Annotated in this window: 22 protein-coding genes; 14 read left to right on the top strand and 8 right to left on the bottom strand. The window is 65.0% G+C overall.

Going from position 1 to position 21,189, the window contains the following annotated elements; genetic code table 11:
- The first annotated feature begins 13 nt into the window (after positions 1-13).
- On the top strand, positions 14-484 hold the full coding sequence (locus tag ASF14_RS15330) for an Lrp/AsnC family transcriptional regulator (RefSeq protein WP_056436883.1): 471 nt from the start codon (positions 14-16) through the stop codon (positions 482-484).
- 435 nt (positions 485-919) lie between these two features.
- Here the strand turns inward: ASF14_RS15330 and infC are convergent, their stop codons facing one another.
- From infC to ASF14_RS15305, 5 genes are all read right to left on the bottom strand, one after another.
- Complete coding sequence (gene infC / locus ASF14_RS15325; protein ID WP_037569087.1) at positions 920-1,453, bottom strand: translation initiation factor IF-3; 534 nt, start codon at positions 1,451-1,453, stop codon at positions 920-922.
- A gap of 114 nt (positions 1,454-1,567) precedes the next feature.
- Positions 1,568-3,571 (bottom strand): threonine--tRNA ligase, encoded by a 2,004-nt coding sequence (gene thrS, locus ASF14_RS15320; protein WP_056436880.1) that lies wholly within the window; start codon positions 3,569-3,571, stop codon positions 1,568-1,570.
- A gap of 108 nt (positions 3,572-3,679) precedes the next feature.
- A complete protein-coding gene (locus tag ASF14_RS15315) occupies positions 3,680-4,429 on the bottom strand; it encodes an EAL domain-containing protein (protein ID WP_172839693.1) in 750 nt (249 codons plus the stop codon).
- A gap of 133 nt (positions 4,430-4,562) precedes the next feature.
- A complete protein-coding gene (locus ASF14_RS15310) occupies positions 4,563-4,757 on the bottom strand; it encodes a general stress protein (protein ID WP_056436877.1) in 195 nt (64 codons plus the stop codon).
- 417 nt (positions 4,758-5,174) lie between these two features.
- Positions 5,175-5,990, bottom strand: a complete 816-nt coding sequence (locus tag ASF14_RS15305; protein WP_056436874.1) for an LD-carboxypeptidase — start codon at positions 5,988-5,990, stop codon at positions 5,175-5,177.
- 74 nt (positions 5,991-6,064) lie between these two features.
- Between ASF14_RS15305 and ASF14_RS15300 the strand changes: the two genes are divergently transcribed.
- The 10 genes from ASF14_RS15300 to ASF14_RS15255 all read left to right on the top strand — a co-directional run bounded on the left by ASF14_RS15300 (position 6,065) and on the right by ASF14_RS15255 (position 12,365).
- Positions 6,065-7,456, top strand: coding sequence for a UDP-N-acetylmuramate--L-alanine ligase (locus tag ASF14_RS15300; protein ID WP_056436871.1), 1,392 nt, complete (start codon positions 6,065-6,067; stop codon positions 7,454-7,456).
- A gap of 64 nt (positions 7,457-7,520) precedes the next feature.
- Positions 7,521-7,928, top strand: coding sequence for a hypothetical protein (locus ASF14_RS15295; RefSeq protein ID WP_056436868.1), 408 nt, complete (start codon positions 7,521-7,523; stop codon positions 7,926-7,928).
- Positions 7,925-8,125, top strand: coding sequence for a helix-turn-helix transcriptional regulator (locus tag ASF14_RS15290; RefSeq protein WP_056437185.1), 201 nt, complete (start codon positions 7,925-7,927; stop codon positions 8,123-8,125). The genes ASF14_RS15295 and ASF14_RS15290 overlap by 4 nt, the downstream gene beginning before the upstream one ends.
- A gap of 61 nt (positions 8,126-8,186) precedes the next feature.
- Positions 8,187-8,441 carry a DUF6356 family protein gene (locus ASF14_RS15285; RefSeq protein ID WP_056436864.1) on the top strand — a complete coding sequence of 85 codons (255 nt, stop codon included), beginning with the start codon at positions 8,187-8,189 and terminating at the stop codon, positions 8,439-8,441.
- Positions 8,442-8,810: 369 nt separating this feature from the next.
- Positions 8,811-9,539 carry an alpha/beta hydrolase gene (locus ASF14_RS15280; RefSeq protein ID WP_056436861.1) on the top strand — a complete coding sequence of 243 codons (729 nt, stop codon included), beginning with the start codon at positions 8,811-8,813 and terminating at the stop codon, positions 9,537-9,539.
- Positions 9,536-10,300 carry a tetratricopeptide repeat protein gene (locus ASF14_RS15275; RefSeq protein ID WP_056436859.1) on the top strand — a complete coding sequence of 255 codons (765 nt, stop codon included), beginning with the start codon at positions 9,536-9,538 and terminating at the stop codon, positions 10,298-10,300. The genes ASF14_RS15280 and ASF14_RS15275 overlap by 4 nt, the downstream gene beginning before the upstream one ends.
- Positions 10,301-10,390: 90 nt before the next feature.
- Positions 10,391-10,807 carry a VOC family protein gene (locus ASF14_RS15270; protein ID WP_056436857.1) on the top strand — a complete coding sequence of 139 codons (417 nt, stop codon included), beginning with the start codon at positions 10,391-10,393 and terminating at the stop codon, positions 10,805-10,807.
- Between the two features lie 10 nt (positions 10,808-10,817).
- Positions 10,818-11,534 carry a hydroxyacylglutathione hydrolase gene (gloB, locus tag ASF14_RS15265; protein WP_082442283.1) on the top strand — a complete coding sequence of 239 codons (717 nt, stop codon included), beginning with the start codon at positions 10,818-10,820 and terminating at the stop codon, positions 11,532-11,534.
- Positions 11,535-11,568: 34 nt separating this feature from the next.
- Complete coding sequence (locus ASF14_RS15260; protein WP_156361226.1) at positions 11,569-11,997, top strand: hypothetical protein; 429 nt, start codon at positions 11,569-11,571, stop codon at positions 11,995-11,997.
- Complete coding sequence (locus ASF14_RS15255) at positions 11,997-12,365, top strand: hypothetical protein (protein WP_056436849.1); 369 nt, start codon at positions 11,997-11,999, stop codon at positions 12,363-12,365. Before ASF14_RS15260 ends, ASF14_RS15255 begins: the two co-directional genes overlap by 1 nt.
- A 168-nt stretch (positions 12,366-12,533) precedes the next feature.
- Here the strand turns inward: ASF14_RS15255 and hslU are convergent, their stop codons facing one another.
- The 3 genes from hslU to phaR all read right to left on the bottom strand — a co-directional run bounded on the left by hslU (position 12,534) and on the right by phaR (position 15,403).
- Positions 12,534-13,829, bottom strand: a complete 1,296-nt coding sequence (hslU, locus tag ASF14_RS15250) for an ATP-dependent protease ATPase subunit HslU (RefSeq protein WP_056436846.1) — start codon at positions 13,827-13,829, stop codon at positions 12,534-12,536.
- 13 nt (positions 13,830-13,842) lie between these two features.
- The gene (gene hslV, locus ASF14_RS15245; RefSeq protein ID WP_056437183.1) at positions 13,843-14,385 is read right to left on the bottom strand and encodes an ATP-dependent protease subunit HslV; all 543 of its coding nucleotides are present in this window, start codon (positions 14,383-14,385) and stop codon (positions 13,843-13,845) included.
- 460 nt (positions 14,386-14,845) lie between these two features.
- Positions 14,846-15,403, bottom strand: a complete 558-nt coding sequence (phaR, locus tag ASF14_RS15240; protein WP_056436843.1) for a polyhydroxyalkanoate synthesis repressor PhaR — start codon at positions 15,401-15,403, stop codon at positions 14,846-14,848.
- Between the two features lie 72 nt (positions 15,404-15,475).
- Here phaR and ASF14_RS15235 point away from each other — a divergent pair, with 72 nt between their 5' ends.
- The 3 genes from ASF14_RS15235 (at position 15,476) to ASF14_RS15225 (ending at position 21,173) form a co-directional block, all read left to right on the top strand.
- A complete protein-coding gene (locus ASF14_RS15235; protein ID WP_236697094.1) occupies positions 15,476-16,489 on the top strand; it encodes an alpha/beta fold hydrolase in 1,014 nt (337 codons plus the stop codon).
- Positions 16,490-16,511: 22 nt separating this feature from the next.
- Complete coding sequence (locus ASF14_RS15230) at positions 16,512-17,684, top strand: acetyl-CoA C-acetyltransferase (protein WP_056436840.1); 1,173 nt, start codon at positions 16,512-16,514, stop codon at positions 17,682-17,684.
- Between the two features lie 210 nt (positions 17,685-17,894).
- Positions 17,895-21,173, top strand: a complete 3,279-nt coding sequence (locus ASF14_RS15225) for a TonB-dependent receptor domain-containing protein (RefSeq protein WP_168371543.1) — start codon at positions 17,895-17,897, stop codon at positions 21,171-21,173.
- The last annotated feature ends 16 nt before the right edge of the window (positions 21,174-21,189 follow it).

The following is a 21,189-nucleotide window of genomic DNA, read 5'->3' as shown; positions in this document are numbered from 1 at the left end:
ATTAGAGGATGGAATGTCTCACGATCTCGATATCTGGGAACGACGCATCCTTGCTCTGTTGCAAGAGGATGCCAGCCTGTCGACCGCCGCCATCGCCGAAGCCGTTGGCCTGTCGGCGTCGCCTTGCTGGCGGCGGATCGACCGGCTGGAGCGCGACGGGATCATCAAGCGCCGGGTCGCACTGGTCGATCGCGCCAAGGTCGGGCTGAAGGCGCAGATCTTTGCGCAGGTGAAGCTCAACGCCCATGGCCGCGCCAATCTCGACGAGTTCACCGCCGCCATCCGCGAGGTGCCGGAGGTGATGGAATGCCATGTGTTGATGGGCTCGGTCGACTTCATGCTGCGCATCGTGGCGGCGGATATCGAATCCTATGAGCGGCTGTTTTTTGAAAAACTGTCGAACCTGCCCGGGGTGCAGGAAATTAACTCGACGGTGGCATTGTCGGAGATCAAATCGACCACGTCGCTGCCGATTGCCGGATGAGGCCCTCCCCTTGCTATTGGGGCCTGTGACACGTCCCCCGCTCCGTTCGCACTGAGCGTAGTCGAAGTGCACGCCACACGGTGGAACGGATCGACGCTGTTCGGATGGCGGTGCGTGAGACGCGAAGTCTTCACGCGCAGGACAACATGAAATGCCCCCCTCCCCTTCAGGGGAGGGGGCCGGGGGTGGGGCGCTTCCGCAAGCGCGGCGTTCGTGGAAAGGCCCCACCCCAACCCCTCCCCTGAAGGGGAGGGGCTCACGTTGATTCAAGGCATTGTCGTCAGGCTCGAACCTTCGTCGCTCAGGCTGAGCGGAGATTCAGATTCGACATTCTCCACGCACGCCCAAAACGAAAACCCCCGGCAGCCCGTCGGGCCACCAGGGGTTTTCAAAAGCATCGCGCAACCCGGGGAAGCCCCCCCGAGTCGCCGCGCATCACTTCGGGGCCAGCACCATCAGCATCTGGCGGCCTTCCATGCGCGGATAGGCTTCGACCTTGGCGACCTCGGCCACCTGCTCGGCGACGCGCTGGAGCACGTTCATGCCCAACTGGCCGTGGCTCAGCTCGCGACCGCGGAAGCGCATGGTGACCTTCACCTTGTCGCCCTCGCCGATGAATTCGACCACCTTCTTCATCTTGGTGTCGTAATCATGGTCGTCGATGTTCGGACGCATCTTGATCTCCTTGATCTCCTGCGTCTTCTGCGACTTGCGGGCGAGGTTCGCCTTCTTCTGCGCCTCGTACTTATATTTGCCGACATCGAGGAACTTGGCGACGGGCGGGTCCGCGTTCGGCGACACTTCGACCAGGTCGAGGCCGAGCTCCTGGGCCTGGGCCATCGCCTCGCGCGTGTACATCACGCCGAGATTCTCGCCCTCATGGTCGATCACGCGAACCTTGGGGCTTTGAATCCACTCGTTGAACCGAGGACCGTTCATCGGCGGCGCCTGCATCGGACGGCGCATCATGGGAGGACGTATGGGTATTTCTCCTGTGGCAATTACGATTTCAATATAAGCGATCGGGCCCGAATTTGAAAGGGCGAGACAAACGTCCCGCCCTTCCCCTTACTCAGTGCTGATTCAGCCGCGCAGATCGGGCGGCGTCGCCTCTTCGCGCAGCATCGCGATGGCTTCGTCCAGCGTCATGATCTCCTGCGCCTGGCTGCCCAGACGACGGACGGCGACCTTGCCCTCCTCGGCCTCGCGCTTGCCGACGACCAGCAGCACCGGGACCTTGGCGACCGAGTGTTCGCGCACCTTGTAGTTGATCTTCTCGTTGCGCAGATCCGTCTCGACCCGGATGCCCGCCGCCGCCAGCTTGGCCGCCGCCTCTTCCGCATAGCCGTCTGCGTCCGACACGATGGTCGCGACCACCGCCTGCACCGGCGCCAGCCAGACGGGGAAGCGGCCCGCATAATGTTCGATCAGGATGCCGATGAACCGCTCGTACGAGCCGAAGATCGCGCGGTGGAGCATGATCGGGCGATGCCGCTCGCCATCCTCACCAATATAGGACGCATCGAGTCGCTCGGGCAGAACCCGGTCCGACTGGATGGTGCCGACCTGCCAGGTGCGGCCGATCGCGTCGGTCAGATGCCACTCCAGCTTGGGCGCATAAAAGGCGCCCTCGCCCGGCAGCTCTTCCCAGCCATATTGCTCGGTAGCGAGGCCAGCGCGCACGACCGCGTCGCGCAGCTCGGTCTCGGCCATGTCCCACATCTCTTCGGTGCCGAAGCGCTTTTCGGGGCGCAGCGCCAGCTTGATCGAGTAAGTGAAACCGAAATTCTTGTAGATCCGGTCCGCCAGTTCGCAAAAGGCGCGAACTTCCTCGACGATCTGGTCCTCGCGGCAGAAGATATGCGCGTCGTCCTGGGTGAACTGGCGCACGCGCATCAGGCCGTGCAGCGCGCCATGCGGCTCGTTGCGGTGGCAGCAGCCATTCTCGTAGAAGCGCAGCGGCAGGTCGCGATAGGACTTGATCCCCTGGCGGAAGATCAGGACGTGCGCCGGGCAGTTCATCGGCTTCAGCGCCATCCACTGCGCATCGTCCGACACCAGCGGGCCTTCGTCCTCGACGTTCGGCACCTCGTCGGGGATCACGAACATATTCTCGCGATACTTGCCCCAATGGCCCGACTGCTCCCACTGGCGCGCGTCCATCACCTGCGGGGTCTTCACCTCGCGATAGCCGCCCGCGTCGATCGCGCGGCGCATATAGGCCTCCAGCTCGCGCCAGATGCGATAGCCCTTGGGATGCCAGAAGACCGAGCCATGCGCCTCCTGCTGAAGGTGGAACAGGTCCATCTCGTTGCCCAGCTTGCGATGGTCGCGCTTGGCGGCTTCTTCCAGGCGGGTCAGATGCTCGGCGAGCTGCTTCTTGTTGAGCCAGCCCGTGCCGTAGATGCGGCTGAGCATCGCGTTCTTCTGGTCGCCGCGCCAATAGGCGCCCGACACGCGGGTCAGCTTGAACGCGTTGGGATCGAGCTTGCCGGTCGAGGCGAGGTGCGGCCCGCGGCACATGTCGAGCCAGGCATCCTCGCCCTTGCCCGCACGGTAGACGGTCAGTTCCTCGTCATCGGGCAGTTCGGCGGCCCACTCGGCCTTGAAGCTCTCGCCCTGCGCCGTCCAGCGCTCGATCAGCTGCTCGCGGGTCCAGACCTCGCGGATCAGCGGCTCGTCCTTGGCGATGATCTTGCGCATCTCGGCCTCGATCGCGGGCAGGTCCTCCTCGGTGAAGGGGCGATCCTTGGGCGCGAAATCGTAATAGAAGCCGTCATCGGTCGCCGGACCGAAGGTGATCTGCGTGCCCGGAAATAGCGCCTGCACCGCCTCGGCGAGGACATGCGCATAGTCGTGGCGGGCGAGTTCGAGCGCATCGGCCTCGTCCTTCGCAGTCACCAGGGCCAGCGCGGAGTCGCCCTCGAACGGCCGCATGATGTCGCGCAGTTCGCCATCGACGCGCGCGGCGATCGCCGCCTTGGCGAGGCCCGGACCGATCGCGGCGGCGATGTCCGCGGGAGTAGTTCCGGGCGCGACCTCACGGACGGAACCGTCGGGCAGCGTGATACGGAACATCGCGGACATGGATACTCTCTTCGATTAGGGCTGGTGATGCGCCAGCGGAACCCGGCGCGAGGGGCTCTATAGGGAAGAATCCCGATTAGGTATATGGGCAGGTATATGGGGTGGCGCTCAGCCCTGCGCCCGGATCTCCGGCAGCACCTCCAGCGCGGGCCGGGCATACCAGTAACCCTGATGATACCGCACGCCCAGATCGCGCAGCGTCGCGGCCTCGGCCGCCGTCTCGATCCCCTCGGCGATCAGCAGCGTGTCGAGTTCGGCGCACATGCCGACCACTCCGCGCACGATGGCGCGGCGGCGGGGATCGGTGTCGATGTCGCGGACCAGTTCCATATCCAGCTTCACCTCGTCGGGGGCGAAGCGCATGAACCGGTCGAGTCCCGAATGGCCCGCGCCGAAATCGTCGATCGCGACCGAAAAGCCGATCTGTTTGTAGGAGTCGATGATGCTCGCGACATGTTCGGGCGATCCCATCTCCTCGTTCTCGGTGAACTCGAAGATCAGCCGATCGACGGGCAGCCCCTGCGCCCGGGCGGTGCGCAGGGTCAGCTGGATACAGGCCATCGGCGAATAGACGGCATTGGGCAGGAAGTTGATCGACAGTCGCGCATCGCCGTCCATGATTCCCGCCGCCATCGCGGTTTCGATCGCCTTTACCCGGCACGCCTGGTCGAAGGAATAGCGGTTCGCCTCGTTCACCTGCGACAGCACGCTATACGCGCCCTCACCCCCGAGGCCCCGGATCAGCGCCTCATAGGCGAAGGGACGACCGGTCATGGTGTCGACGATCGGCTGGAATGCCATCGTGAACGGAATCTCGAAATCGACACCGTCGCGGCATCCACTGCAGATTTTGCGCATTTCCATGCCCCCCGGCTAGTTGTAATTGGTTAACACCTTGCTTCACCGGATTTTTCCGGCGCAAGGCGCTTGCCCGGAAAAAGGGCGGCGGTGGTCCGTATCCACCGCCGCCGCAAGGTTCAGGACCTGGGCGTCAGCCTTGCTGGCCGCCGCCGTGACTGGCCTGTCCACCCTTTGCCCCGGCCTCGGCCGCGCGTTCGGGGTCGTTCTTGAAATTGCCGCCGCTTTCCTGACCACCCTTGCGTCCTGCTTCGGATGCCTTTTCACGGTCGTTGGCAAAGTTGCCCGGATTATTCTCGCGGCCGCCGCCGCCATTGCTATTGGCCATCTTGTCTCTCCTACTGCCCCCGCAGCGCAAAGACGAAGCGGCGGAGCCTCAAGTTTCGGAAATCCGCGCAACAATTATATTCTGCATAAGTGGCAGATCATGATCTGCTTAATGGAGCGAAGCGGTACGAACTTCAACAAACCTGACCCATATCATTATCAGCCACAGGGGCGAAGCCCGAAATAACGGGGCAAACCACATCATGTCTTCGCCAATATCGCGCGGCCTAACCAGTCCCTATTGATCGATTGGGCAGGCCGCCATCATTGTGACCTTGCCGTCGATGGGCGCAGGTGACAGGTCAATACGAACCGGTAGTGCCGGTGGCGGAGACCCGGATTCACGAGGACGAGTTCGTCTGCGCCATCGCGGTCCGTGCGATGCATGGGCCAAGCGCCATGCCTTCATCGCCTTCCCTCACGCGATCCCGAACGGCACGAGGTGATTGTCCTGCGTATGACCGATCCGCGCCCGCCCCAGATAGGGCACGCCCATCTCGGTGCACCAGCGCTGGATCATATATTCCAGCGTCTCGCCCCATTCGGGCTCGTTGGCCTGGACGTTGCTGACCGCGCCCAGCCGGACGCCCGCCACGCCCTTCAGCTGGGTGGCGTTGGCCATGGTGAACAGCATCCGGTCGACGGCATAGAGATGCTCGGACACTTCTTCGATCATCAGGACATGGTCGGTCAGGTCGGGCAGCCAGGGCGTGCCGATCAGCGCATGGAGGATCGACAGGTTGAACGCCGCTGCCGGGCGGCCGTCGAGGCCCGGCTCCAGCCCCTGCCGGTCGCCGCTCACCAGCCAGCCGAGCGAGCGCGCCACCGTCGCGTCGCCATGCTGGCGGCGAATGTCGCTCGCCATCGGCCCATGGACCGGCCGTCCGATCCGCCGGGCATAGAGCGCGGCCAGTACGAAGCCGAGGTCGGAATAGCCGATATAGGTCTTGTGCCCCGCCGCCGCGTTCAGATTTGGCATGACCCGCGACAGGATGCGGTTCGATCCATAGCCGCCGCGCAAGAACCAGATCGCGTCGATGCCGGGATCATTGGCGAACTCCAGAAAGGCCGAGGCGCGGCGTTCGTCGGACCCGGCGAAATGGCCGTCCTGCTCATAGCATTGCGGGTGGAAGATCAGGTCGACGTCCGGATAGGCGATCGCGGCGAAGGCACTGACCGGGGCTTCGGCGGCAGGATTGCCGATGCTGGCGGGGGCGAGGATTCCGATCTTCATTCTGGCGTACCCCCTTGGCTGCCGATCCGGCGGGGCATTGCCCTGTGCCGCATTACCGCCGATAGCGTGGCGCCATGACCAACGGCAATTCCTGTTTTCTGGTGGGTATCGGCGGATCGGGGATGATGCCGCTGGCGATGATCCTGCGCGCGCGCGGCTGGACGGTGGCGGGCTCCGACCGGGGACTGGATCAGGGGCGCGTCGCCGCCAAGTTCGACGCGCTGCGCGCCGCCGGGATCGCGCTGTTCCCACAGGACGGATCGGGCGTGACCTCGGCCGACCAGCTCGTCATCGCCTCCGCCGCCGTCGAGGAGACGGTGCCCGACATCGTTGCCGCCAACCGGCTGGGCTGCGCCCGCGCCACCCGCGCGCAGATGCTCGCAAGCCTGTTCAACGAGAGCGCGCTGCCCATCGGCGTCGCGGGGACCAGCGGCAAGTCGACCGTCACCGGCATGATCGCCTTCATCCTGCACGAAACGGGGCGCGATCCGACCGCGATGAACGGCGCGGTGATGAAGGATTTCGTCTCGCCCGACAGCCCCTTCGCCAGCGCGCTGGTCGGCGGCGGCGAGGCGTTCGTCAGCGAGGTCGACGAAAGCGACGGCTCGATCGCACTCTATAATCCAGCCATCGCGGTGCTGAACAATGTCAGCCTGGACCATAAGTCGCTGGAGGAATTGCGCGACCTGTTCGGTGGGTTCGCGGCGCGCGCACGCCATGTCGTGGCGAATGCGGGCGATGCCGAGACGGCGGCCTTGCTGGCCGACATCCCCAACCTGACCACCTTCGCGGTGGAGGGGGCGGCCGATCTGGTCGCCGAGGCGCTGAAGCCCGAACCCTTCGCGATTCAATTTGACCTGATCACCGGGGGGGCGGGCTATCACGTCCGGCTATCGATGCCAGGCCGCCACAATGTCTCCAACGCGCTGGCCGCCATTGGGGCGAGCGTGGCGGCGGGGGTGCCGCTGATCGATGCGATCCGCGCGGTCGAGCGCTTCACCGGCCTGAAGCGCCGGTTTGAGAAGGTCGGCGAGGCGAAGGGCGTTACCGTCATCGACGATTTCGGCCACAACCCCGACAAGATCGCCGCGACGCTCGATACGCTCCATGCCTTTCCCGGTCGGTTGCTGATCCTGTTCCAACCGCACGGTTATGGCCCGCTCAAGGTCATGCGGACCGAACTGGTCGACAGCATCGCCGCGCGGATGAAGCCCGACGACGTGCTGGCGATTCCCGACCCGGCCTATTTCGGCGGCACCGTCGCACGCGAGGTGACCAGCGCCGACATCGTCGCCGACCTGCGCGCGCATGGGCTGGATGCCCGTCACATCGCCGACCGTGCCGAGGCGGCAGCGGCGCTGGTGGCCGAAGCGCAGGAAGGCGACCGTATCGTGGTGATGGGCGCGCGTGACGACACGCTCAGCCTGCTGGCGCAGGACATGGTGGAGCAGCTGGCAGCGACGTAAAGGACACTTGACGTAAAGCGAACTTTCCATGTAAAGCTTCCTTCACATACGAGGGAGGTTCGTGATGCGCCTGCAACCTGAAATGAAGCGATATACCCGCCGCCTGTTGGCGACGATGACGCTCTATGCCGTCGCTCTGATCGGCGCGAATATGTGGTTTCGTCATGCGCCGCCCTCAGGCCCGCTGGCCTATCTGGTCGCCATTCTGCCCGCGCTGCCGATCATGGGCGTCTTCGTCGTGATCGGCCGCTTGCTGGTGGAGATGCGCGACGAATATGTCCGGATGCTTCTCGTGCGGCAGTCGCTCATCGCGACCGGCTTTGCCCTTTCCGTTTCGACGGCATGGGGGTTTCTGGAGGGCTTCGGTCTTGTGGAGCACACCCAAGGTTACTGGACGACCGTCCTTTGGTTCGCTGGCTTCGGGCTGGGCGGCTGTGTCAACGCATTGACGGAATGGCGGGCGCGTACGTGAACAACCACCTCCGCACCCTGCGCGCCGAGCACGGTTGGAGCCAGCAGGATCTGGCCGAACGGCTGGAGGTCAGCCGCCAGAGCGTCAACGCGATCGAAACGGGGCGCTACGATCCCTCGCTCCCCCTCGCCTTCAAGATCGCCGAGCTGTTCGGCTGCGCGATCGAGGACATTTTCGTCAGCCCGTCCAAAGGCTGATTTGGCCCATTCCCATCGTCATGATAGGATCGACGTCAACGGCCATAGGAGAACGCCCGTCATGTTCCGTCGCCTGTTTACCGAACATCCCGAAAGCGTCGGCGAAAGCTATGTCGAACATTTCGGCGTCGCGGCACGGTTCGGGGGGATCATGATCCTGGGCGGACTGGGCGCGATCGTCCATGCGGTGGTGCCGGGGCTGTGCACCACGACGGGGAGCGACACGGTCGCCCGGCTTCATGCCGAGATGGTCGCCAAGCGGCGCAAGAAACAGGCCGCACAGGCGCAGATGAAGAGCGTGGAATATGTGATCTGAGGGGGCCTTGCCCCTCCACCACCGCTTCGCGGCGGTCCCCCTCCCCAAGCGAGCTTGGGGAGGAATGCGGTGGTTCAAGCCGCTTGCCGTTGATACCAGCCAAGCCTAGTTTGACTCGGCGTCGCGCGTGACACGGTGAATCTGGCTGCCGTAGGACCGAAGACTTTCGGGATCGCTTGCGAGGGACTGGCAGTCCTCGCCGCGCGGCGCACTCCCCCCCTCCGTTCAGCTTGGGCATAGTCGAAGGCCACTCCAGGCATCTCCATGGGGAGGTCATCCCTTGGCCTTCGACTACGCTCAGGCTGAACGGGGGGCGGGACATTGCACCGTCGCCTTTCCAATCCTTCCCCCGCCCCCTAAATCCCGGTCATGACCGACACGCCCACACCCCGCCCCAAGCTCGCCCATCACTGGACGCCGGGGACCGGCCCCGCGATCGTCTTCCTGCCCGGCTATGCCTCGGACATGCAGGGGTCGAAGGCGCTGGCGCTGGAGGCATGGGCCCAGGCGAACGGCCGGGCTTTCCTGCGCTTCGACTATGGCGGCTGCGGCGAGTCGGAGGGCGCGTTCGAGGATCAGGCGCTGGCCGACTGGCGGGACGACGTGGTCGCGATGCTCGACGATGTGGTGAAGGGGCCCGCCATATTGGTCGGATCGTCGATGGGCGGCTGGTTGATGCTGCTCGCCGCCAAGGCACGCCCCGAACGGGTCCAGGCGCTGGTCGGCATCGCGCCCGCGCCCGACTTCACCGATTGGGGCTTTTCCGAAGCGGAAAAGATGACGATCCTCCAGACCGGGCGGCTGGAGCGGCCCAATCCTTACGGCCCCGCCCCCACCATCTATACCCGCCGTTTTTGGTCGTCGGGCGAGGCCAATCGCCTCACCTTCGGCTCCATCGCGTTCGACGGACCGGTCCGCCTGCTTCAGGGCATGGCCGACCCCGATGTGCCCTGGCAGCGGACTACCCATCTGGCGCAGCTGTTCCGTTCAGCCGATGTGCAGACTGTCTTGATCAAGGACGGGGACCACCGGCTGTCGCGCGATGCCGATATCGCGCTGCTGATCCGGGCCGTCGAGGACGTGTTGCACTGCCTATGATCCTGCTCCCCCTGGCGCTCGCCGCCGCCGTCCAGTCCGCCCCCGCCAAGACGCCGCCCCTGCCGACCGACCCGCGCGAGGCGCGCTATCAGCGCTGCGTGACGCTGGCCGACACCAATCCCGCGGCGGCTAAGGTCGAGGCGGGCAAATGGCGGCTGGCAGGCGGCGACTATTTTGCGCAGCAATGCCTGGGTCTCGCCTTTGCGGCCGAGCGCAGCTGGAGCGCCGCCGCCAGCGCCTTCGAACAGGCCGCGCGCGCCGCCGAGACCGCGCATGACGTGCGCGCCGCCAATTACTGGGCGCAGGCGGGCAATGCCTTTCTGGCCGCCGGGGATGCCACCCATGCCCGCGCCGCGCTGGATGCCGCGCTGGCGGCAGGCGAATTGAGCGGCTTCGCGCTGGGCGAGGCGCAGCTCGACCGGGCGCGGGCCTCGGTCGCGGGCGGCCAGATGGCCGCCGCGCGGGTCGATCTGGATGCGGCGCTGACCAACGCGCCTGCCGATCCGCTCGCCTGGCTGCTCTCCGCGACGCTGGCGCGGCGGATGAAGGACCTGCCCCGCGCGCAGAAGGATATCGCCGAGGCGCTGGCCCGCTCCGCCGACGATGCCAGCGTCCAGCTGGAGGCGGGCAACATCGCCGCCGTCGCGGGCGACGAGGCGGGCGCGCGCAAGGCGTGGAGCGAGGCCGCCCGCCTCGCCCCGCCCGACAGCCCGATCCGCGCCGAGACGGCCAAGGCGCTCTCCCAATTCCCGTCCCGCTAATCCCTTATCGCACGTAAAGGTCATGCATTCCCGTTCGGGATAGCATGACTGTCCCGCCCGAGCGGCCCCGTTGAACAGGCAGAACCACCGATGCGCTATCTCCACACCATGATCCGCGTCAGCGACCTGGACGCCAGCATCCGCTTCTTCGAGCTGCTGGGCCTGAAGGAAGTCCGCCGCGTGGACAATGAACGCGGCCGTTTCTCGCTGATCTTCCTGGCCGCGCCGGGCGACGAAGGCCGGGCCGAGGTCGAGCTGACCCACAATTGGGATCCCGAAATCTACACCGGCGGTCGCAATTTCGGGCACCTCGCCTACCGCGTCGACGATATCTACGCGACGTGCCAGCGGCTGATGGATGCCGGGATCATCATCAACCGCCCCCCGCGCGACGGGCATATGGCCTTCGTCAAGACGCCCGACGGCATCTCGATCGAACTGTTGCAGGACGGTGCGCTGCCGCCGACCGAACCCTGGGTCTCGATGCCCAATGTCGGAAGCTGGTAAGAGGCTTTCGATGGAAATCGTTCGAGTCCCCGTCCTCTCCGACAATTATGCCTGGCTGATCCATGACGCCGGGCAGACCGTCGCGCTCGACCCCGGCGAGGCCGCGCCCGTCGCGGCGGCGGCGGCCGCGCGTGGCTGGACGATCGATCAGGTCTGGCTGACCCATTGGCATCCCGATCATGTCGGCGGTGCCGCCGCGTTGAAGGCGCAAGGGGCCCGCGTCGCAGGTCCGGCGGCGGAGGCGGCGAAGATCGACGGGCTCGACATGCTGCTGGACGAAGGCGACACCATCGCGGTCGGTGATGCGGTGGCGACCATCTGGTCGGTGCCGGGCCATACGGCGGGCCATATCGCCTTTCACATCGCCGACCGGGCGACGATCTTCACCGGCGACACGCTGTTCGCCATGGGATGCGGGCGGCTATTCGAGGGCACGGCGGCGCAGATGCACGCCAATATGCGCCGGTTCGCAGGGCTGCCGGGCGACACGCGCGTCTATTGCGGCCACGAATACACCCTGTCCAACGCCCGCTTCGCCGCCGCCGTCGAGCCCGACAATGACGCCATCGCCGAGCGGCTGGCCGATGTCGTCGCGATGCGCGAACAGGGCGAGCCGACCATTCCGACGACCATCGCGCTGGAGCGGGCCACCAACCCCTTTCTCCGCTCGGTCGACGCGGACGAACTGGCGCAGCGCCGTGCAGCCAAGGACGCGTTCAAGGGTTAACTCATTGCTACAGGGGCGTTTAGACGGAGACGGAATGATGCGTATCGTGACGTTGTTACCTGTTCTGATCCCCATGGTGGGCTTGAGCGCCTGTACGCTCACCCCGGCGCAAAAGGCACAGGTCGAGCAGCGCGCCCAGACCGAGCGTGCCGATCTCGACAAGGCGCTGCGCGGCCTGACGCCGGGCGCGCCGACCCAGTGCATCAGCCAGTATCGAACCCAGCAGGTTCGATCGTATGGCCCGACCATCGTCTATACCGTGTCGCCGCGCCTGAAATATGTCAGCCGGACGGCGGGCGGGTGCAGCGATGTCGGCGGGTCGGGCAACAACATCTTCGTGACCCGCACGACCACGGGCCAGCTCTGTTCGGGCGACATTGCGCAGACGGTCGACCGCACCTCCGGCTTCTTTACCGGCAGTTGCAGTTTCAATGAGTTCATCCCCTATCGGAAGCAGGGCTGATGCGCGGCAAGGCCGCCATCGCCGCCGCGCTGGGCCTGACCCTGACCCTGTCGGCGGCCAAGTCCGACCCCTTTGCGGGACGTGTCGCGGGGCCACCGGTGCAATGCGTCGACACCAGCACGACCATGTCGGGGCCGGTCATCGCCGACAAGGGCGTGATCGTCATTAATGCGGGGCGTCGCGTCTGGCGGGCCAAGATCCGCGGCCAGTGCTTTGGTATTCAGCCGTTCAACACGCTGTTGATCGACCGCTGGGGATCGCAGGTCTGTCGGAACGATCGGTTCCGGGTGTTGCAGCAAGGGCTGTCGATCCCGTCGGCATGGTGTTTCTTCGACGGGTTCGTGCCCTATGATCGGGTGAAGAAATAAGCGTTTTTGCTTGCGGCCTGCCCTCCCCCATCCCCTCCCGCTTGCGGGAGGGGAGCGGCAAGACCAAATGTTGCGACTCAACGCATACGCCACGGCCTGGGCACGCCCCTCCCGCAGGCGGGAGGGGATGGGGGAGGGCTTCGGTGTCTCACCGAGCCCCCACCCGGATCACAAAACGAACCGGCTCAGATCCGTATTCCGCGCCACCGCCGACAGTTGCTTGTCGACATAGGCCGCATCCACGGTCAGCGTCGAACCCTGACGATCCTCCGCCTCGAAGCTGATCTCCTCCAACAGCTTTTCCATCACCGTCTGGAGCCGCCGCGCGCCGATATTCTCGACCTGGCCGTTCACCTCGGCCGCGATCCGCGCGATCGCGGCGATGCCGTCCTCGGTGAAGGAAATCTCGACGCCCTCGGTGCCGATCAGCGCCTTGTACTGCGCAGGCAGCGACGCCTTGGTGTCCGACAGGATCGCGACGAAGTCGCTCTCGGTCAGCGCCTTCAGCTCGACCCGGATCGGCAAACGGCCCTGCAATTCGGGCAGCAGATCGGATGGCTTGGCGACGTGGAAAGCGCCGGACGCGATGAAAAGGATATGGTCCGTCTTCATCGGGCCATATTTGGTCGCGACCGTCGTCCCCTCGATCAGCGGCAGCAGGTCGCGCTGCACGCCCTCACGGCTGACCGAACCGCCGCGTACGTCGCTGACCGCGATCTTGTCGATCTCGTCGAGGAAGACGATCCCGTTCGCCTCGGCATCGGCCAGCGCGGCGCGGCTGACCTCGTCCTGGTCGAGGCGCTTGTCGGCCTCTTCCTCGACCAGCTTGGTCCAGGCGGCCGAGACGGTCAGCTTGCGGCGCTTAAGCGGCTGGCCGCCGAACGCCTTGCCCATCATTTCCGACAGGTTGATCATCTGCGGCGCGGCACCGGGAATCTCGAACGGTGTGGCCTGCGCCTGCTCCAGTTCGATCTCGATCTCGGTCTGGTCGAGATGACCGTCGCGGAAACGCTGACGAAAGGCCTCGCGCGTCGCCTGACTGGAATCTTTGCCAACCAAAGCATCGAGCAGGCGGTTCATCGCCGCCTCTTCGGCCTTATCCTTCACCGCGACGCGGCGGCGTTCCTTTTCGAGCCGGATCGCCTCCTCGACCAGGTCTCGGGCGATCTGCTCGACGTCGCGGCCGACATAGCCGACTTCGGTGAACTTGGTCGCCTCGACCTTCACGAAGGGCGCGTCGGCCAGCTTGGCGAGACGGCGGCTGATCTCGGTCTTGCCGCACCCCGTCGGGCCGATCATCAGGATGTTCTTGGGCGTTACCTCGTCGCGCAAATCTGCGCCCAATCGCTGGCGACGCCAGCGGTTGCGCATGGCGACGGCGACGGCGCGCTTGGCGTCGGCCTGGCCGATGATGTGCGCATCGAGCGCGGCGACGATCGCCTTAGGGGTCAGCTGGTCGTTCATGGGAGCTTTCGGATTAGTTCGCGCCGTCGATGGCTTCGAGCGTGACGCGGTCATTGGTGTAGACGCAGACATCGGCGGCGATCGCCATCGCCTTGCGCGCGATCGTCTCGGCATCCTGTTCATAGTCGACGAGCGCACGGGCCGCCGCGAGCGCGTAATTGCCGCCCGATCCGATCGCGCAGATGCCGTTCTCGGGCTCCAGCACGTCGCCATTGCCGGTCAGGATCAGCGTCACGTCCTTGTCGGCGACGATCATCATCGCCTCCAGGTTACGAAGGAACTTGTCGGTCCGCCAGTCCTTGGCCAGTTCGACCGCAGCACGCAGCAACTGGCCGTTATGCCGCTCCAGCTTGGCCTCCAGCCGCTCGAACAGGGTGAAGGCATCCGCCGTCGCGCCCGCAAAGCCGCCGATGACCGAGCCATCGCCCAGCCGCCGGACCTTGCGCGCATTGGGCTTCATGACCGTCTGGCCCATCGAAACCTGACCGTCCCCGGCCACCACCACCCGGCCGCCACGGCGCACCGAGCAAATCGTCGTGCCATGCCAGGTGGGCATGGCGTGTTCATTCCCGCTCATGCGCGGCGATATGGAGTCGGGTGGGCGCGGGTTCAATATTGCCCGGCGTGTCATGCTAAGCTAACCCGTGAACCGCGTCGCGCGTGACACGGTGAATCTGCCAGCCGTAGGACGGGGAAACCCGGATCGCGTTGTGGGGGCCGGCAGTTCCAACCGCCCGACGCACCCATCCCCGTTTCGCCTGAATTAGGTCGAAGGCCATGCCCTTCTTCCCTCGCCCCTCACGGAGGGGAGAGGGTTGCGCAGACTTGGTCTTTGCGGGAGCAAAGGCCTAGTCGGAGCTGGGTGAGGGGTGAAGCGCTCGAAGAGCGCGCGAGCCTTTAGGCTCGCTCAACCCCTCACCCAAGCTGCGCTAGCCAGCACGCTGGCAAGCTCCGCTAACCCTCTCCCCTGTCCAGGGGAGAGGGAAGAAGAAGGGAGCCTGAACGGAGGCTCGGGGCTATTCCCCCAGCTTCTCGATCTTGTCCTTCAGCGCGGCGAGCTCCGCCTTCAGAGCGGCCATTTCGGCGTCCTTGCTGGCGGCGGGCGCTGCCGGGGTCGGCGCGGGCGCCGCCGCGCCCGGCTTGAACCCTTGCGTCGCCGCCTCGAACATCGCAAGGTTACGCTTGGCCATGTCGGCGAAGGGCGTGTTCGCGAACGCGCCCTCGACCGCCGACTTGAACTGTTCCTGATTACGGCGGAAGCTGTCCATCGACGCCTCCAGATAGCCGGGCACCATCGCCTGCATCGAATCGCCGTACATCGAGATCAGCTGGCGCAGGAAATTCACCGGCAGCATGGTTTCGCCCCGGCTTTCCTCTTCCATGATGATCTGGGTCAGGACATTATGGGTGATGTCCTCGTCGGTCTTGGCGTCGACGACCTTAAAATCGCGGCCCGCGCGGATCATGCCCGCCAGATGGTCAAGCGTGATGTAGGAGGAGGTTTCGGTGTTGTAGAGCCGCCGGTTCGCATATTTCTTGACGATCACGACGCCGTCCGATGCCTGCTTCTTCATGGACCCCCGCCTTTCATGGTTTTGTCGCAGCCTAACGCCTTGGATTTCGCATCGCAACATGGTCCGCGACCCTTGCCGCTGTTCCTGGCGATGTTGCGCAGCGAAGCTGCGGAAAATCCCGAGCTGGTGCAGGCCGCGCTGGCGGGACTACGCCGGTTTCAGGAGGCGAAGCGCGAGCGACCGATGCGCGCTCTGCCCATCCGGCGACGGCGCGGCCGGGTGAAATTGCGCGATGCGGGAGGCGAAGGACGGCCGGTGCTGTTCATCCCCTCGCTGATCAACCCGCCTTCCATCCTCGACATGTCTCGCGACCGCTCGCTGATGCGCTGGCTGCGCGGGCGGGGTTTCCATCCCTGGCTGGTCGACTGGGGAACGCCGGGCGTGAAGGACCGCGACATCGACGTTGCGGGCCATGTCGAACGCTTCCTGCTTCCTCTGATCGCGTGCCTGCCACAGCCGCCGGTCTTGGTCGGCTATTGCCTGGGCGGTACGCTCGCCATGGCTGCGGCGGCGCGCAGCAAGGTCGCCGGGCTGGCCGCGATCGCCGCACCATGGCATTTCACCGGCTATGGCGACGAAGGGCGTGCCGCGATGGCCGCGCAATGGACCGCGATCAAGCCGACCTCCGAAGCGCTCGGCCTCGTTCCCATGGAGGCGTTGCAGGCGGGCTTCTGGCGGCTCGATCCGGCGCGCACCATCGCCAAATATGCGGCCTTCGCCGAACTCGATCCGCGCAGCGATGCCGCCCGCCGCTTCGTCCGGTTGGAGGACTGGGCCAACCAGGGTGCCCCCCTGCCCCACGCATTCGGCCGCGAGCTGTTCGAGGAACTGATCGCCGAGGATCGTCCCGGCCAGGGACGATGGCACGTCGCCGGGGCGACCGTCACGCCATCGCAATGCGACGCCCCTAGCGTCGAATTCATCGCCACCGCCGACCGGATCGTTCCCGCCGCCACCGCCATCGGCCTGTCCGACCGGCGAGCGGGGGGCACGGGCCATGTTGGTATGGTCGTCGGCGGCCGTGCGGAGCAACAGCTCTGGCAGCCGCTCGCCGACTGGATCACCGCCCTCCCAACACCTAGATAGATCCGAACCTAAAGGAGCCTTCATGACCGAGATCGTCATTACCGCCGCCAAGCGCACCCCCGTGGGCAGCTTCCTGGGCGCCTTTGCCGCCACGCCCGCGCACGAACTCGGCCGGGTGGCGATCACCGCCGCGCTGGAACAGGCGGGCATCAAGGGCGAAGACGTGTCCGAGGTGATCCTCGGCCAGGTGCTGACCGCCGCGCAGGGCCAGAACCCGGCGCGCCAGGCCTCGATGGCCGCGGGTATTCCCAAGGAGGTCCCCGCCTACGGCGTCAACCAGGTCTGCGGCTCGGGCCTGCGCGCCGTGGCGCTGGGGATGCAGGCGATCGCCAATGGCGATGCGACGATCGTCGTCGCAGGCGGCCAGGAATCGATGTCGCTCTCGCCCCATGCCCAGACGATGCGTGGCGGCACCAAGATGGGTCCACTGACCATGGTCGACACCATGGTGCATGACGGCCTGACCGACGCCTTTGCCGGTTATCACATGGGCATCACCGCCGAAAACCTCGCCGAGCAGTATCAGGTGACCCGCGACCAGCAGGATCAGTTCGCGGTCCGCTCGCAGAACCTGGCCGAAAAGGCGCGCGGCGAGGGCCGCTTCAAGGACGAGATTGCGCCCGTCACCATCAAGGGCCGAAAGGGCGAGACGGTCGTCGCCGACGACGAATATATCCGCGCCGGTGCGACCATCGAAAGCGTGTCGGGCGTCCGCCCTGCCTTCAAGAAGGACGGCACCGTCACCGCCGCCAATGCCTCGGGCCTGAACGACGGCGCCGCCGCCATCGTCCTGATGAGCCGCGAGGAAGCCGAGAAGCGGGGTACGCCGATCCTCGCCACGATCAAGAGCTGGGCCTCGGCGGGCGTCGATCCGTCGGTCATGGGCATCGGCCCAGTCCCCGCCACCAAGCGCGCGCTGGAAAAGGCGGGCTGGACCATCGGCGACCTCGACCTGATCGAAGCCAATGAGGCCTTTGCCGCACAGGCCCTGTCGGTCGGCAAGGAACTGGGCCTCGATCCCGAGAAGGTCAACGTCAATGGCGGCGCGATCGCGCTGGGCCACCCGATCGGCGCCAGCGGCGCGCGTGTGCTGACGACCCTGATCTACGAAATGCAGAAGCGTGACGCCAAGAAGGGCCTAGCCACGCTGTGCATCGGCGGCGGCATGGGCATCGCCATGTGCCTCGAACGCTAAACGTGTGTTGAGCGATAAACACGCCACTTTTCGAAAATTTCGCGTTTAACCGTTAGATTGCAGGGATGTGTCGAAGCTGTCACATCCCTGCAACTATGCTGACGCAATTTTCGGAAAGCGTCGCGTCAGCGCTTGTTTTCCCGTCGGAAATTTCTTTCCCTGCGATGAACGGACATGAACGATCCGTCATATTGGGGGTAAAGAATGAATATGCGTACCCTGCTGGGCGCCTCTGCGCTGGCCAGCACCCTGGTCCTGATGCCGGTCGCCGCGTTCGCGCAGACCGATTCTCAGACCGCCACTTCGACCACAGCGCCGGGTGCTCAGGAAGACGATACCGCAGCGCAGGATGCGACGCCGGACAACCGCGCGAATAACGGTGACGTCGTGGTTACCGGGTCGCGGATCCGCCTGACCAACAAGTTCGACGCCGCGATCCCGGTCGAGTCGGTCAACGCGGCAGAGCTGCTCGGCACGCGTGGCGATATTTCTCTGGGCGATGCGATCAGCCAACTGCCGCAGTTGCGTAGCACGTTCAGCCAGGCGAACTCGACCGGCTCGATCGGAACGGCCGGGCTCAACCTGCTCGACCTGCGCGGCATCGGCACGGCGCGGACCCTGACGCTGGTCAATGGCCGTCGCGTCGTTACTGCAGTCCCGGGTTCGTATACGCCCGACACCAATACTATCCCCTTCGACCTCGTCGAAGCGGTCGACATCGTCACGGGTGGCCAGTCGGCCGTCTACGGCTCGGACGCGATCTCTGGCGTCGTGAACTTCAAGCTGAAGCGGGATTTCGTCGGCACGCGCCTGCGCGCGCAGGGTGGCGTTACCAGCTATGGTGATCGCGGTACCTATCTGGTCAGCGGGATCACCGGTGCGAACTTTGCCGATGGGCGCTTCAACCTGACCGTCTCGGCTGAGTACTCCAAGAGCAATCCCGTCTTTTTTGCCCAGCGTCCCTATCTTGGGGCCTATGGCGGCACGCCGGCCTTCATCAACTCGCAGATCACGAACGCGCCGAACCGCAACTTCGACGGCATTCCCAATACGACCTTCGTGCCCCGCGGCAGCGTGTTCGGCAATCGCTCGATCGGCGGCACCGTCGTAACCCAGTGCCCCACCACCGCCACGGCGGCCAATGCGGCACAGCGGGCAGCGATCTGCACCGGTCAGACCTCACCGACCGGCAGCCCGATCGCCTATAACTATCTGTTCCAACCCGATGGCTCGCTGCTCCGCGATTCGCCGTCCACGACGGGTCTCACCGACAATCGCGCAATCGGCGGCGGCGTCCTGTTCGGCGGCACCGCATCGGGCCTCGAAGGCGCGATGCTGTTGCCGGGCCTGGACCGCTTCCTGGCCAACATCCTCCTCAACGGCGAGATTTCTCCCGCCTTCAAGCCCTTCGTCGAGTTCAGCTTCGCCAACATCAAGGCGACGCAGCAATCGACCCAGCCGAGCTTCACCGGCGGCACCTTGACGAGCTCGTTCAGCGTCAACAACCCGTTCCTGACGCCTGCGGCTCGTGCCACGCTGGGGACGATTCTGGCACCGGGCGCGACGTCGTTCACACTCAACCGTTTCAACAACGATCTGGGTACTCGTGCCGAATTCCACACCCGCCGCACCTATCGCGGCGTCATCGGCGTGCGCGGCGATCTGACGCCGTCGGGCGACCTGTATTACGAGGTTGCAGGCAATTACGGCCGCACAGAAAACTTCTATCGCACCGGCGGCAACGTTCTGCTCGCCAATTACCGTAACGCGGTCAACGCGGTGGTAGCACCCGCCAATTATACGGGTTCCAACTTCGTCCTGAACTCGCAGGGGCAGCGGATCATCTGCTCAGCCAATGCCGCCGGAACCAACGCCGCGCCGGGTTGCGTGCCGCTGAACCTGTTCGGCCAGAATGCGGCCGACCCGCGTGCGATCAACTATATCCTGCACACCTCCACCCGCAATCAGTGGGCGGAACAGATCAACGCCACCGCGTTCATCTCGGGCAATACCGGATCGTTCTTCAATCTGCCCGGCGGTCCGGTGTATTTCTCGTTCGGCGGTGAATATCGTCGCGAGGACGCCTTCTCGGGCCAGGACGCGATCACCGCATCGGGCGCGACCTTCCTGAATCCGGCGGCGACGTTTGATCCGCCGGCCGTCAACATCAAGGAGGCTTATGGCGAACTTCGCCTCCCGCTACTCGCCAATATCCCGTTCATCAAGGAGCTGACGGTCGAGGGTGCCGGGCGTGTCTCCGACTATGGCGGCAACACCGGTTCGGTCTGGGCGTGGAACGCCGGGTTGATCTGGGCCCCCGTTCGCGACCTGCGCCTGCGGGGCACCTTCTCTCGCTCGGTGCGCGCACCAAACCTGAGCAACCTCTACGCTTCGCAGTCGACGACCTTCGTCTCGGTCGCCGATCCGTGCGATCAGCCGGGTGGTACGAACGCCAGCAACAACATCACCTCGAATCCCAACCGCGTCCTCAACTGCGCGGCGGCCGGTATTCCGACGACGATCACCTTCACCGATCCGACGACGGGTGCACAGCTGATCCGTCCCTGGACCAACCAGTCTCCGTCCACCATTCCCGGCGTCAACCAAGGCAATATCGGCCTGACACCGGAAGTCGGCAACAGCTTCACGCTGGGCCTGGTCTATCAGCCGCAACAGGTCCCCGGGCTGACCTTCAAGGTCGACTATTACAACATCCGGGTAAAGAACGTCATTTCGGGTCTGACCGGCCAGCAGATCATCAACCGCTGCTATGACGATACCAACGGGATCAACAATCAGTTCTGCGCGGCGGTCTTCCGTCGCCAGTCTTCTGATCCGGTCCAGAATGGCACCTTCCTGGGGCAGACGGGGCGGACCATCGACCAGTCGCAGTTCACCTTCGCCCAGGCGGGCAACGGGATCAGCTTCATCAATCAGCCGTATAATTTCGCAGCTTTGAAGACCAACGGCATCGACTTCGACGTGCAATATGCCAAGCGTTTCTCAGAGAACGCTTCGCTGAATGCCAACTTCACGGTTGCCTATATTTTTAACCGGCTGAACTACACGTACATCGCCGAGCCCGGACGCTATGATCGTCAGGACAGCATGCTGGGCGATCCGAAGTGGCAGGCTCGTTTCAACCTGAACGGCAAGGTCGGCGTGATCGATTTCGGCTATACCGCCCGCTATGTCGGTCGGCAGATCGTGTCGGGCCTGGTGTACGAGACGTTCTTCGCCTCGCAAGGTCGACCGGCCCTTAACCCGGATGCGCGTCCGTTCGTCTATTACAGCCCGATCGTCTATCATGACGCGCGGATTGGGGTGAACGCGACGGAGAAGTTTCGCCTGTATCTGGGCGTGGACAACATTACCAACCAGCTGCCGCCTTATGAGCTGACGGGTATCGGCAATACGGCGACGGGCAACGACGCGATCTATCCGAACATCGGTCGCTTCCTGTACGCGGGCGTAGAGGCGCGCTTCTAAACGCCACCATATCGAT

It is taken from the genome of Sphingomonas sp. Leaf257 (assembly GCF_001422185.1).
Lineage (GTDB): Bacteria > Pseudomonadota > Alphaproteobacteria > Sphingomonadales > Sphingomonadaceae > Sphingomonas > Sphingomonas yabuuchiae.
The sequence above is the reverse complement of the archived record's forward strand: the minus strand, read 5'-3'. Positions and strand labels throughout refer to the sequence as shown.